The sequence below is a fragment of the Pseudobutyrivibrio sp. C4 genome, from assembly GCF_900111635.1.
GTDB lineage: Bacteria > Bacillota > Clostridia > Lachnospirales > Lachnospiraceae > Pseudobutyrivibrio > Pseudobutyrivibrio ruminis.
On sequence record NZ_FOHF01000001.1, the window covers coordinates 627,610 to 641,677 of the forward strand.

The 14,068-nt window shown below is 38.6% G+C and carries 12 protein-coding genes; 1 reads left to right on the plus strand and 11 read right to left on the minus strand.

Annotation, left to right across the window (positions count from 1 at the left end):
- Window positions 1–14 precede the first annotated feature (14 nt).
- The 10 genes from mraY to queA form a co-directional block, all read right to left on the minus strand.
- Window positions 15–962 carry a phospho-N-acetylmuramoyl-pentapeptide-transferase gene (gene mraY, locus BMY66_RS02995; protein WP_044933969.1) on the minus strand — a complete coding sequence of 316 codons (948 nt, stop codon included), beginning with the start codon at window positions 960–962 and terminating at the stop codon, window positions 15–17.
- Between the two features lie 42 nt (window positions 963–1,004).
- On the minus strand, window positions 1,005–3,038 hold the full coding sequence (locus BMY66_RS03000) for a peptidoglycan D,D-transpeptidase FtsI family protein (RefSeq protein ID WP_090394079.1): 2,034 nt from the start codon (window positions 3,036–3,038) through the stop codon (window positions 1,005–1,007).
- Window positions 3,039–3,053: 15 nt separating this feature from the next.
- Entirely contained in the window at window positions 3,054–3,551 is a 498-nt protein-coding gene (locus tag BMY66_RS03005; protein ID WP_044933965.1) for a hypothetical protein, read from the minus strand.
- A 64-nt stretch (window positions 3,552–3,615) separates the two neighbouring features.
- Complete coding sequence (rsmH, locus tag BMY66_RS03010) at window positions 3,616–4,557, minus strand: 16S rRNA (cytosine(1402)-N(4))-methyltransferase RsmH (RefSeq protein ID WP_044933963.1); 942 nt, start codon at window positions 4,555–4,557, stop codon at window positions 3,616–3,618.
- 7 nt (window positions 4,558–4,564) lie between these two features.
- Window positions 4,565–4,996, minus strand: a complete 432-nt coding sequence (gene mraZ / locus BMY66_RS03015) for a division/cell wall cluster transcriptional repressor MraZ (protein WP_044933961.1) — start codon at window positions 4,994–4,996, stop codon at window positions 4,565–4,567.
- A gap of 244 nt (window positions 4,997–5,240) precedes the next feature.
- Window positions 5,241–6,122 carry a prolipoprotein diacylglyceryl transferase gene (gene lgt / locus BMY66_RS03020; protein WP_090394080.1) on the minus strand — a complete coding sequence of 294 codons (882 nt, stop codon included), beginning with the start codon at window positions 6,120–6,122 and terminating at the stop codon, window positions 5,241–5,243.
- Between the two features lie 21 nt (window positions 6,123–6,143).
- A complete protein-coding gene (locus BMY66_RS03025) occupies window positions 6,144–6,491 on the minus strand; it encodes a PilZ domain-containing protein (protein ID WP_044933957.1) in 348 nt (115 codons plus the stop codon).
- A gap of 30 nt (window positions 6,492–6,521) precedes the next feature.
- Complete coding sequence (pheT, locus tag BMY66_RS03030; RefSeq protein ID WP_090394081.1) at window positions 6,522–8,882, minus strand: phenylalanine--tRNA ligase subunit beta; 2,361 nt, start codon at window positions 8,880–8,882, stop codon at window positions 6,522–6,524.
- A 15-nt stretch (window positions 8,883–8,897) separates the two neighbouring features.
- Entirely contained in the window at window positions 8,898–9,953 is a 1,056-nt protein-coding gene (locus BMY66_RS03035) for a phenylalanine--tRNA ligase subunit alpha (RefSeq protein ID WP_090394082.1), read from the minus strand.
- Between the two features lie 96 nt (window positions 9,954–10,049).
- Window positions 10,050–11,087 (minus strand): tRNA preQ1(34) S-adenosylmethionine ribosyltransferase-isomerase QueA, encoded by a 1,038-nt coding sequence (queA, locus tag BMY66_RS03040; protein WP_044933954.1) that lies wholly within the window; start codon window positions 11,085–11,087, stop codon window positions 10,050–10,052.
- Between the two features lie 185 nt (window positions 11,088–11,272).
- On the opposite strand from queA, the gene BMY66_RS13885 reads away from it, so the two are divergent.
- Window positions 11,273–13,081, plus strand: a complete 1,809-nt coding sequence (locus tag BMY66_RS13885; RefSeq protein ID WP_090394084.1) for a methyl-accepting chemotaxis protein — start codon at window positions 11,273–11,275, stop codon at window positions 13,079–13,081.
- A 35-nt stretch (window positions 13,082–13,116) separates the two neighbouring features.
- Here the strand turns inward: BMY66_RS13885 and BMY66_RS03055 are convergent, their stop codons facing one another.
- On the minus strand, window positions 13,117–13,971 hold the full coding sequence (locus BMY66_RS03055; protein WP_044933949.1) for a YihY/virulence factor BrkB family protein: 855 nt from the start codon (window positions 13,969–13,971) through the stop codon (window positions 13,117–13,119).
- Between the last annotated feature and the right edge of the window lie 97 nt (window positions 13,972–14,068).

Here is a 14,068-nt window from a genome sequence, read left to right on the forward strand (position 1 = left end):
TCTTCCCCATCCCTTTAGACCATGTAGTATGCAAGCACGCACAAGAAAATAGTAACGGTAGTAAATACAGCAACTACCTTTACTTCAGACCAGCCACCTAATTCATAGTGATGATGAATAGGAGCCATTCTAAATATTCTTTTACCATGAGTAAGCTTGAAATAACCTACCTGAAGAATTACAGATAAAACTTCTACTAAATAGATAATAGCAACAATAATAATGAAAATAGGCATCTGAAGCATATAAGCGCAACTTGCAACAAAGGCGCCAAGTGCCAAAGAACCTGTATCTCCCATAAAGATTTTTGCTGGGTGAACATTAAACATTAAGAAACCAAACAATGCACCAATCATGGCAGCTATTGCTGGTGTGATATCTGAATAAAGCTGTACTGAAGCAATTCCAAAGAATGCTGCTATTGCAAGAGTTACAGATGTAGCAAGACCATCCATACCATCTGTAAAGTTAGCACCGTTTACTGTACCAAGAACTGCAAGATATAAAAGTGCGATAGCAACCCAACTGATGTCAACAAATGCTCCTGTAACTGGAATTCTAAGTTCAAGTGAAACATCTGAAAACTTAACCATATATACAGCGAAGCAAGTTGTAAGACCGATTTGACCAAGCATCTTCTGCCAAGCCTTTAAGCCATCTGAGCTTTTCTTGAGAGCTTTTAATAAGTCATCAACAAAACCTAAAACACCAAACCCTAATGTCAACAATACCACTGGATAAATGTGAGGTGCCTTTGGTGCATAGTAAAGACCTACAATTGCAAATGCAATAAGAATCATAATTCCACCCATAGAAGGTGTTCCATTTTTTACCTTGTGCTCTTTGATATACTCTCTTTCTGTATTTCCCATCTTAAGGCGTCTTAAAACAGGTATGCATATTGGTCCTAAAATAAGCACAATAACAAAAGATACCAACATTGGTAAAAAAACTTCTAACATAATAAAACTCCAATTCTCTAACTTTAATTCTCTAAAAATTCTCTATTGTTCCTCTTCGACTTCAGGAGTCTCTGCAGGATCTGCTGTAGATTCTGAGCCTTCAGGTGTATCCTCTGTTCCACCTTCGTCTTCTGTAGCCTGAGCAGCTTCAGTAAGACTAGCTGCAGCTGCAGCCTCCTCTTCCTCTGTCAAAGAAGATTCGATTCCCATGTATGGGAGAATCTGTTCAAATATATTATGACAAATCTGCTGAGCGAAACTACTGTGGGCCTGATTATCACCAACAGCACCTACACCAGGTTCATCAACAATTACATATACTACAACCTGTGGATTATCAACAGGAGCAAAACCAATAAATGAAACTAAATATTTGTGGTTTCCACGAGGAAGTTTCTCGGCAGTACCTGTCTTACCACCAATGCGATAACCATCAACACCAGCAGTCTTTCCTGTACCATCAGAAACAACGTACTCAAGGTAGCTTTTAAGAAGATCACCAGTCTCCTCTGAAATAGTTCTCTTTAAAATAGTAGGTTCAACCTCTTCTACTGTATTACCGTTAGGGTCGGTAATCTTTGTAACAAGGTGAGGCTCATAGAGATATCCACCATTGATAAGTGAACTAAAGCCACTTGCCAGCTGAACCATTGTAGTATTAAAGTTCTGGCCGAATGAATTTGTTGCAAGGTTGATAGCTGAATTCAAATCCTCTTCGCTATAGATAAGACCTGCTGTACTAGCCTCTCCTGTAAGATCAATACCAGTCTTTTGACCAAAGCCAAAAATTGACTGATAGTCAGCAAAAGTCTCTGGGCCAATAACTCTAACCATCTGCATCAATGCATCGTTGCAAGAATTTGAAAGTGCTTCTGCAATAGTCTGTGTTCCATGGCCACCTTTTCTATAGGCAACGCACTTAACCAGATTTGGATAACCTGTAATCATCTCTCCACCATCGCAGTAGTATGTCTCATCGCCTGTAAGAACTCCAGTCTCAAGGCCCATTGCAACAGTGAAAGGCTTGAAAGTAGAACCTGGCTCGTATGTGTATGTGATACAGAAATTCTGCCAGATTTGGTTCAACGCATCCATCTTTTCATCTGTAGTCATCACTTCCAAATCTTCGTCTGAATAATAACCTGTCAAATCTCTAGGATTGTTCAAATCGAATGTAGGATACTGAGCCATAGCAAGAATCTCGCCATTGTTTGGATTCATAACAAGCACTGCTGTGTGTTTAGATCCAAATGATTCTGGCTCATCAGGATGTTCTGCATTGTAAGCAGTCATTGTTTCATTGTTCCAATCCTCAACAGCCTTCTCGACTATTGTCTGGATATTAACATCTAGGGAGAGAACAATGTTATTACCATTTGTGGCATCGATTGTAGTCTGTTCAAGGTTACTATCGGAATTTAAATAGCCATAGGTACGACCATTAACTCCGTTAAGGACACTGGAATATTTATTTTCCAGACCGATAACACCTACATTACCACCACTGGCATATCCGATTGTAGCTGCAGCCAAGCTGCCATATGGATACTGTCTGATGTATTCCTTTTCAAACCAAATACCAAAAACCTTGCCTTTGTACGACTCTGTTGTTTTGAGCTCTTCGAAAGCTGCCATCTCTTCATAGGAAACCTTCTTAGCAAGGATATAATACTGAGATGTAGGATTGTCTGTAAGCTGTGTTTTAACTGTATCCGCATCTATTTCGTCGAAACATTCTGTAATAGCACTGATTGTAGTACTGATAGCATCCTCATTTGCATTAAGCACCTTACAATCCAAAATTACATTGTAAACATCTACGCTGGTAGCAAGAACTGTTCCTCTTGCATCAATGATATTGCCTCGCTGAAAAGGGATAGTTGTACTATCGTAATCCTGCTGGGCAAGAACGATTTTTTCGTATTTGTCACCACTAGTGTGCTGAATGTACATTACTCTGCCTATCAGAACGACAAAAAGAATACAAACAATTCCAAATACTACCCAGAGCTTGCGTTGCATTCTTTTTAAAATCTTATTATTCGGTTTTACTCTTCGTCTTTTATTCTCAGCCATTTTGTATCTCTATTCTTATGGAATATCCTGGTACTGACTCATGTAGTCCGAACCATCTACACTATAATACACTATTTGGCTGCTAGTTGCATACACCATACCAAGGTCATTTATGGCTTTATCCTTAATATCTGAAAGATTGGTAGTTGTCGCAATTCTGCTCTCTGCTGCGCTGTTGTCAGCGTTTAATGTTGAAAGCTCGTTCTCTAAATCTGCGATTCTGCTCATTCTAGTAGTAACGTTTGTCTGTAATGCTACATAGCCAACAAGCATAACGCATGTTAACATAACTGCTACAATCATATAACCAGTTAATAATCTATTCTTTCTAAGGGCTGCTGCGCGTTTTCTATCTGTAATCTTCTGACGACGGATAGCATCCTCGCGTTTCTCACGCTCGCGCTGCTCTCTTGTAGGTAAAACACGAACTGGACGATATGGCTGTGCATAAGGATCAACTTCCTTGCGTACTGCATTTCCCTGGTTGTAATAATATGTCTGTAACTGTTGCATTCTCTAACTCCTCATTCTCGCAATTAAAACTAGCATTATTCCCCATTACTTTTGTCTTATCCGATTAGCTATCTTTTCTCTCAAAAACCCTGAGCTTTGCGCTCTTTGATCTGGAATTCTCTTCCAGCTCCTTCTCACTAGGTAAGATTGGCTTTCTCGTAACCACCTTACCTTTTGATTTCTTACCACATACACATACAGGAAAATCCTTTGGACATGTACATGGGTCTTCATTTCTTTTAAATGCCACTTTCGTGATTCTATCTTCCAGCGAATGGAAAGTGATGATGCATAACCTTCCATCTGGATTAAGCAAATCGATCATGTCATCGATGTGGTCTTCTAAAACAGTAAGCTCTCTGTTGAGCTCAATTCGAAGTGCCTGGTAGGTTCTTTTAGAAGGATGACCCTGACCTACCTGAGCTTTCTTCGGAATACTTTCAGCTATTATTTTATTTAACTGTCCGGCTGTAAGTATTGGTGCGATTTCTCGCTGTTTAATAATGTTTTTAACAATTTGCTTGGAAAACTTTTCCTCGCCATATGTAAACAGGACTCTGGTCAAATCCTCAGCTGAATAAGTATTAACTATATCAGCTGCCGTCATAGGATTATCCTTGTCCATTCTCATATCAAGTGGTGCATCGTCAACTCTGTAGGTGAATCCTCTGTCTGCTTCATCAAGCTGGAAGCTTGATACTCCAAGGTCAAGCATGATTCCGTCTACTTTTGTAACGCCCTGCTCTAAAAGCTTTTCTTTCATGAATTCATAGTTGCTGTGAATTCTGGTGACTTTGTCACCAAACTCTTTAAGTCTTTCACCAGCTGCTTTAAGAGCGTCTGTATCCTGATCAAATCCATAAAGATGACCAGTGGTGAGGCGTTTTGCTATTTCATAAGAATGACCGCCGCCTCCCAGTGTTCCGTCAACGTAGATTCCGTCAGGTTTAATATTCAAATTATCAATTGTCTCATTTAAGAGAACTGAATAATGATTAAATTCCATTTGACTCCTAAATTCCAAGGCCAAGCTCAGCCATGTGTTCTGCTATCTCATCCATATCATCGTAAGTGCCTTCATCTGACCATCTCTCCTTAGACCAGATTTCAATTCGGTTCAAGACACCAACAGAAACAACTTCCTTATCAATTCCTGCGTATTCCTTAAGGTTACCAGGAATAAGTACTCTTCCCTGTTTGTCGATATCGCATTCTGCCGCTCCTGCAAAGAAGAAACGAGAGAACTTTCTAGCATCTTTGGTGGTAAGTGGAATCTCTCTAAATTTTTCTTCGATGGTCTTCCATTCGCTCATAGGATAAACGAACAAGCATCCATCAAGTCCCTTAGTGGCTACGAAGTGCTCTCCCAACTGTTCACGAAACTTTGCAGGCATAATAAGACGGTTCTTCGCGTCTATATTGTGACTGTATTCACCCATGAACATGAAAGCCGTTCCTCCTTTCCACCACTTTGTGACACTTTTCTTCCACTTTCCTCCACTTTTAAATACATTTTATACCATTTCCCCTTATTGTGCAACCCAAAAACCGTGAAAAATCAATGTTTTTCGGCATTTTCTATATGTGGTATAAGGTGGAGGGCCAGACCACAAAAAGTGCAATTTTTGATAAAAAATGGCATAAAAAAAGACATTGGAAAGTCCAATGTCTTTAAAAAAATACAATTTCTTATGAATTTATCTCCTGTGGGGTGGAAAGTGGATGATTCTTTTTATAGTAAAAAAACAATCCACTACCAAGAACAATACATACAGCAGCTATAAGCTGAGATACTGCAAGATTTGTTCCCCAGAGCTTAAGCTGGTCTGTTCTAACTCCTTCTATCCAGAAACGGCCAGCACCATATACTATGAGGTATGTAAAGAATACATAACCATTAAATGTTTTCTTTTTTCTAGTAAGCAATAAAAAGATTAATAAGGCAAGATTCCACAATGACTCATACAAGAATGTTGGATGAACACTGATGTAAGTAACACCATCAATCTGCACCAGATTAGCAAGCATTTCAGCAGTCACATCGCTCTGCGAACGAATTGCATCGATAGGAAGTAACATTGCAAACAAGCCATCTGTATACTGTCCAAAAACCTCTCTATTAAAGAAATTGCCCCATCTGCCAAATATCTGACCGATGATTACGCCAAAGATAGCTACATCCATTACCTTGAGGAAGTCAAGCTTCTTTCTTTTAGAAAGGATATACACACAAGCTATACCAGCAAGCACGCCACCATAGATTGCAAGACCGCCCTGCCTGATATTGAGTACACTAATAGGATTGTCCTTGTAGTAATCCCAGGCAAATATAACATAATAAATACGAGCACCGATAACGCCCACTATAATAGTGATAATGCAAATATCTAGAAATGAATCTTCATCAAATCCTACTCGTTTTGCCTCTTTTAAAATAAAACCTACCCCAACCAGCATACCAATTGCGATAATAACTCCGTAAAAAGCAATGAAAAAGGATCCAATATAGAATCCTTTTCCAACATTATCTAATGTGATATGCAAATTAGGGAAAATAATACTTGTATTCACAGCAATTCTCCCTGTTAATAATTACTCTGCGTTGCTAAATAACTGATAGATTTCAATCTTGAGAGCATCAGTATCTGTCATTCCAACAAAGATACATCCATACTCATACATACCATCTTCAAGCTTGTTTACACGGACAACCTTGAAAACTGTGTCGATTGTTTCTTTTGTCCAAATCTGAATTCGAGCATCAAAGCATGCTCCTTCTTCAAATTCAACATCCTTTACTCTAAAAGCTAAACCAGTCTTTGAGATATTGGTAACTTCTACCTCCATGTATTTAACGGTGGTAATGTTAGCCTCATCGATACGTTCGATTTCGACCTTTACATCAATATCCAAACGCTTATTTCTTCTCTTCTCTTCCATGCTCCTGACCTCCCAATCTTATTTTGTAGATTACATCTTAAGATTAATGCCTTTGTTCTTAAGCTTTTCAATGATATCATCGACTACCTTCTGTACTTCGTCATGTGTAAGAGTTCTCTCATCATCACCAAAGAGAAGTCTAACTGTAATCGACTTTCCAGTGCTATCAGAATATACATCGGCAACTCCTACCTTTTTCAATATATTCTGTGCGCTCTCTTTTATTGTATCATTTATCTCAGAAAATTTCTCTGCTACAAATGATAAATCTACTTCAATTGAAGGATATTTTGATGGCTCAACATATGAAATGTTCTCCTGCTTGATATCAGCAAGTGCTTCAACATCAATTTCCGCAAATACGATAGCAGCCTTCTTATCAATTTTCTTTGAAACAAGTGGATGAGCAACACCCATCTCACCAATTACTACATCATCAAGAACTAAGCTGTAAAGGTTCTTTGGATGCTCATATGAATGAGTAGCCTCAAGCTTCTTGTATGTAAGAGACTTATGTCTAACATCAGCAATTGTCTCAGCAATCATATCGCGAAGCTCAAAGTAAAGTGTCTCAAGTGACTTTGTCTTTGAGAATAATGTGATGCAAAGCTTCTTGTGTTCATCGCAAAGGCCATCCTCTTTTAAGCCTTCAACTACACGACCAACCTCGAAAATGCCAAAGTCAGTAGCATAACCAGTGTTGTAGTTTACCTGGCAAAGCTGTGTAGGAATGATTGAGCGACGAAGTGTTTCGATATTAGGGTTTGTAGAGTTAGCAAGCTTAATGTTCTCCTCTACTTCCATACCAAGCTTCTTGTACTCATCAGCATACTGCCATACATATGAATGAACCTCGTGAAGCTGGAATCTCTTAACAAGGATATCCTTAATTCTATCTTCTACATTTTTGTCCTCTGCCATGCGTACTGGGTAAAGAGGTGCATTTGTTGTAGAAAGTTCAAAGTTATCATATCCGTAGATACGTGTGATTTCTTCGATAATATCTGCCTTAAGGCTAATGTCCTTTGTTGCACGATATGAAGGAACCTCAACATGGAAGTTTGCACCATTCTGTGTAATACCAAATCCAAGAGATGTAAGTGTATCCACAATATGCTCATCACTAATCTCAATTCCTGTGTACTTATCCACAAAATCCTTGTCAAAATCAAGGGAAACCTGTGGATAATGGAATGCATATTCGTCTGTAAGTGCAGATACAACCTTTACGCCATCATCAATATCAGAAAGAAGCTTCATGAAACGAGCAATAGCTACTGTAGTCATCTCTGGATCAAGGCTCTTTTCATAACGAGCTGAAGCATCTGTTCTGTGAGAAAGACGAACTGCACTCTTTCTAATAGAAGCTGCATTGAATGTAGCTGATTCAAGAGTAAGTGTAGTTGTATCTTCAACAATTTCAGAATCAAGACCACCCATGATACCAGCAATAGCAACAGGTGTGTTGTCGTTGCAAATCATAAGAGTGTTCTCGTCGATATTTCTTTCAATGCCATCAAGAGTTGTGAAAGTGAAAGGCTTATCAAATCTCTTGATACGAATCTTTTCAACCTTACGTGAATCAAATGCATGCATAGGCTGTCCCATTTCAAGCATGATGTAGTTTGTAAGGTCTGCAAGAAGGTTGATTGCTCTCATGCCACAGTAGAAAAGTCTGATTCGCATGTTAACAGGAGCAACATTTGTATTAATATTCTCTACCTTTAATGATGAATATCTCTGGCAGAGCTCATCTTCGATTTTTAAATCAATCTTTTCAAGATTGTCATATTTGCTAAGGTCAAGTGTAGGAAGCTCCTTGAGAGGACGCTTTGCAATTGTAGCAAACTCTCTTGCAATTCCGTAGTGACCCCAAAGGTCAGGACGGTTTGTAAGTGACTTGTTATCAACCTCAAAAATAATATCATCGATTTCATATAAATCCTTGATATCTGTTCCGTTTGGAGCATCATCAAGAATATCCATGATACCGTCATTGTTATCAGAAATGCCAATTTCCTTTTCAGAACAGCACATTCCGAATGAATCATAACCAGCAAGTGGTCTTGGAGCGATTGTGATGTCGCCAATCTGTGCTCCCACCTTAGCAAAAGCTGTCTTCATACCAACGCGTACATTAGGTGCACCGCAGACAACATCTGTAAGCTTGCCATCTCCAGCATCTACCTTAAGAAGGTGAAGCTTCTTAGACTCTGGATGCTCCTCTACTGATTTGATTTCAGCAACAACAACTCCAGATAAATCCTCGCCTTTATGGAAAATATCATTTTCAACCTCTGCTGTTGCAAGAGAGAACTTTGAAATAAGCTCCATCTTGTCGAGACCTTCAAGGTCAACGAAATCAGAGATCCAATTCATTGAAATAAACATGGTTATAGTCCTCCCTTACTGCTCATCATCAGTGAACTGAGCTAAGCTTGAAAGATTTCCGCTGTTCAGATCACGAATGTCTTTAATTCCGTATTTCATCATTGCAAGTCTTGTAAGACCAAGTCCAAAGGCAAAGCCAGTGTACTTGTCAGGATCGATACCCCCCTCTTCAAGAACCTTTGGATGAACCATACCACATGGGCAAAGCTCAAGCCATCCAGAGTGCTTACATGATGGGCAGCCCTTACCGCCACAGTTAAGGCAGTTGATATCAAGCTCGAAACCAGGCTCCACAAATGGGAAGAATCCTGGACGAAGACGAACCTTTATATCACGTCTAAATACTTCTGAAAGCATTGTCTTCATGAAGTAAATAAGGTTTGAAATAGAGATATCCTTTCCAACCATAACACCTTCCATCTGGAAGAATGTGTTTTCATGGCAAGCATCTGTAGCCTCGTTTCTAAAGCAACGTCCTGGGAAGATAGCCTTGATAGGTGTGCCATCCTCGATAAGCTGCTTACGATACTTTTTATAGATAGCGTTCTGTGCAGCTGTTGTCTGAGACTTAAGAAGCTGTCCATTTTCAAGATAATATGTATCTTGCATATCACGAGCTGGGTGATACTTTGGAATATTTACAGATTCGAAACACTCATAATCAGTAACTACCTCGCTATAATCCTCAACAGTAAAGCCCATAGACTTAAAGATAGTTTCGCACTGACGCTGTACAAGTGTGATTGGATGATAACTTCCCTGTTCAAAATGCTCTGGAAGTGAAATATCAAACTCAGGAACCTTGTCAATTTCCTTTTGAAGTTCAAGTGCTGCGATTTCTTCTTTCTTTTCAGCAATCTTGTCAGCAACAGTATTTTTTAATACGTTAATCTTCTGGCCAAACTCTTTCTTTTCTTCAACAGAAAGCTTGCCCATTTCCTTCATTGCAGCTGTAACACTACCTTTTTTACCTAAGTATGAAACACGTATATTTTCAAGTTCTTCAGAATTTTTGATGTTCTGAAGCTCTTCTTCAAACTTTGTGCTCAATTCAGATATGATATCTATCATGGCTTCCTCCGTAAACTAAATTTTGGCCTGTGGCCAATACTACTAAATCAAAATTTTAGCTTTTATTTCTCTTGAATTCAAGGAAAATGCGCTTAATTATTTAGATAAATCTGTAATTAACATCGCATCTCCAAAAGAGAAAAATCTGTATTTTTCCTGAACTGCTTCTTCGTATGCTTTAAGCACATGCTCTCTGCCTGCTAAAGCCGAAACAAGCATGATAAGTGTCGACTGTGGAAGATGGAAATTAGTGATAAGTCCATCTATTACCTTAAACTCGTATCCAGGATAAATGAAAATCTGAGTCCAACCGCTCTTTGGTGTAAGAGGCTTTCCTGCCTCAGCTGCAGACTCAAGGGTACGTGTACTTGTTGTTCCAACAGAAATAATTCTGCCTCCGTTAGCCTTTGTTTCATTAATAATATCGCAGGCTTCCTGATTGAGCTCATAGTACTCAGAATGCATATGATGCTCAAGAACTTCCTCCTCTTTTACAGGACGGAATGTACCGAGACCTACATGAAGAGTAACCTCAGCAATCTTAACCCCCATAGCTCTCACTTCATCAAGAAGCTCTGGTGTAAAATGAAGGCCTGCTGTAGGAGCAGCTGCCGAGCCATCGTACTTAGCATAGACAGTCTGATATCTGTCTCTATCCTGAAGCTTGTGAGTAATGTATGGTGGAAGTGGCATCTCTCCTAATTTGTCGAGAATCTCCTCAAATATTCCCTCATATGAAAACTCAATAATACGATTACCCTCATCAACGATATCGATAATCTTACCCATCAAAAGGCCATCGCCAAATGAAATTTCCATTCCTGGACGAGCCTTTTTGCCTGGCTTTACAAGACACTCCCACTGATTGTCGCTAATGCGCTTCAAAAGGAGAATCTCAACTTTTCCGCCAGAACCAACTCTGGCACCATATAATCTTGCTGGGATAACTTTTGTGTTATTGATAACCAGGCAATCACCTGGCTTTAAATAATCTTTGATGTCATAGAAATGACGATGAAATGTTTCTCCAGTATTTTTATCCAAGACCATAAGCCTTGAATTACTTCTTTTTTCAAGTGGATCCTGAGCGATAAGCTCCTCAGGAAGATCGTAATCAAAATCCTTAACTTTCATGATAAATCCTTAAAACTAAATCTTATTTTTCCAATAGATAATAGCATAAATACACCTTATAAGCAAAAATCTATTATAAAAAAATTCTATTACAAAAAGCGTTATGTTTTGCACAATATAATTTATTTCTATTTTGTTTTGTGCTATAATTCCGAATTGTTTACTGTTTTTAGGAGGAATATAAAATGAAAAAGTCAACAAAAAGGTTTTCCTTTGTTCATTCAATGGTTTTTAAAATGGTTCTAACTATTATCACTGCTCTTACGGTTATTTTGAGCGTGATTGGAATCCTCACTCTTAACAACTCAAGGTCTACTCTAACAAATACCTACGATAACTACACACAAAACCTTGCAGAGGTGGCAGCCATTGCAATTAACACTACAATGGAAACTACAGCTCACAACACTACTATTGAAGGTTATAGCGATTTAAATGGTATCGTAGTTGAAAAATATCTTATTTCTCAGCTAAAATCTTACCCTACTGAAAAGAAGCAATCTATGTTCGATACTCTTGATGTGGCATTAGGCACAGTCAACATCACCGGCGTAGATGGTTCCTATGCCTACTATGTATCAAACGAAGGAACAATGCTCTATCACCCAACCTTAGATAAGATTGGTAACCCAGTAGATAACACAGCAATCGATAATTTAGTAGCGCGAATTCAGGCTGGTGAGACTCCAGAAGAAATTGGAAGTGGTTCTCTCAAATATAATTATGAAGGAACTAAGCATTATGCAGGCTACGCTTTTACTGCCGCAGGAAATATTGTTGTTGTAACTGGTGACTATGATTTAATTATGGCTCCAGTTAACAAGCTTATTTCTGCTATGTCATTACTACTTATTATTGTAATTATCGCGTCTGCAGTATTGTTCTTTATCCTTATCAGAACAATGCTTAGCCCACTTGCAACTATTACTGACATTATCGACCATACAGCCCATCTTGATTTCAGAAAGACAGGTAATGCCGATGCGCTTATGAAACGAAAGGACGAAATAGGTGAAATCACTCGTTCAGTTAGCCTTATGCGCAATTCCCTTAGAGATATGGTTGTAAACATCACTGATACAGAAAGTCGTATTAACGATAATGTAGACGGACTCACATCAACAGCCAATAATGTTAACACAATGTGCTCCGACAACTCTGCTACTACACAAGAAATCGCAGCATCTATGGAAGAAACTTCTGCTGCTACAGATGAAATTAATCAGAATGTAATTACTATTAAAGATGAAGCTGCAAGCATTGATTCTATGGCTCAGTACGGCGCTAACCTTTCACAGGATATTATGTCTAGAGCCCAGCAGTTACAAGCTTCCACAATTCAAGCTTCAAACAAGACAAAAGAAACTTACAACAATGTTAGACAGCAAACTAACACAGCTATGGAAAATGCAAAGGCTGTAGAAAAGATAAACGAGCTTACAAGCACAATCATGCAGATTTCGTCTCAGACTTCTCTTCTAGCACTTAACGCTTCCATTGAAGCTGCCCGTGCCGGTGATGCAGGACGCGGTTTTTCTGTTGTAGCTACAGAAATCGGAAATCTTGCAAATCAAACCAGCGATGCCGTATCAAACATCGATAACATTGTATCCGCAGTAAATAATGCTGTAGCAGACATGTCAAACTGCCTCGAAGAAACTACTACTTTCCTTGAGGAAAACGTATTGGTTGATTACGAAGGATTCAGTAAGGTATCCGAACAGTACTACGCTGACGCAGAAGTATTCCACTCTAGCATGAGCTCAATCAGTGAAGGCGTTGAACAGCTTACAGGCTCTATTGCTCACATATCAGAAACAATCGAGCACATCAATGCTACTGTAAACGAATCTGCAAACGGCGTATACGATATTGCAGAGAAAACAACTAATATTGTAAATGGTACAGTGGATGTAAACGACAAGGTCGGCGACACAAAGCAGGCTATCGACGCTTTAACAAACATTGTAAATCAATTCCAAATGGACGAATAAAAAGAAAGGGACAGTGATTAATCACTGTCCTTCTTTTATAAAGATCCTTCTTTTATTTTTCTTTTAAAATTATCCCACGCCAGTCCAAATGCTTCTTTAAAAAATACATTTGCTTCCGCCGCCATCAGCATGAAATACATACAAAAATACAGCCAAAACATAAACATCATCATAGTTGCAAAGGCGCCATACATAGAGAAGTTATTAAATATCTTAACCCATATAGCAAGCAACATACTGAATACATACCAACTAGCGGCACAAATGATACCTCCTGGCAGCTGACTAAAGAATGTAAGGTTTTTATTTGGTAACACAGTAAATAAAAACGTAAATACGATAACCAAAAAGATAAATACAAATATCCCTCTGAATAACGGACGAATACCAACTACATATGCAAGGAAACCATAATAGTTTTTAGCATAGTACTGAAGCTTTTGTGTAAATACAAGCATAAGCATGATTACAACAATAACAAACAACAAAACAAGAGTATAAAAAATAGCTCTTAATCTTCTTCCGAACCAATTTCTAGTCTCTTCTATTTTGTTCACCTGATTAAGGCCTACCATAAGATTCTGAAAGGCTTTTCCTGATGACCAGATTGCCATCACCGCAGAAATAGAAATAGCACCAACTGACGCCTGTGTAACAAGCCTGATAACCCTTTCCATATATGGCAGAAATGTTTCTGGAAGCACATCAAAAATAAGCTCATTCATGTACTCATTTATCGAAGGCACATAACCTGCAATCCATACCAAAAGCATCATAAAAGGAATAGCCGACATAATCATAAAATACGCCGTCTGCGCCGCATACGCCCCAATATTATCCCTTCCGCATTTATCTAAATATGTTTTTCCATAACCTAAAAATGTCCACATATAAATCTCCTCTTAATCCATGATTTTACTATAACCGTAAGGCATTTTAAAGAGGTTAGATTTTTTATTGCAAATTACAAAATATAAAAACACCTTG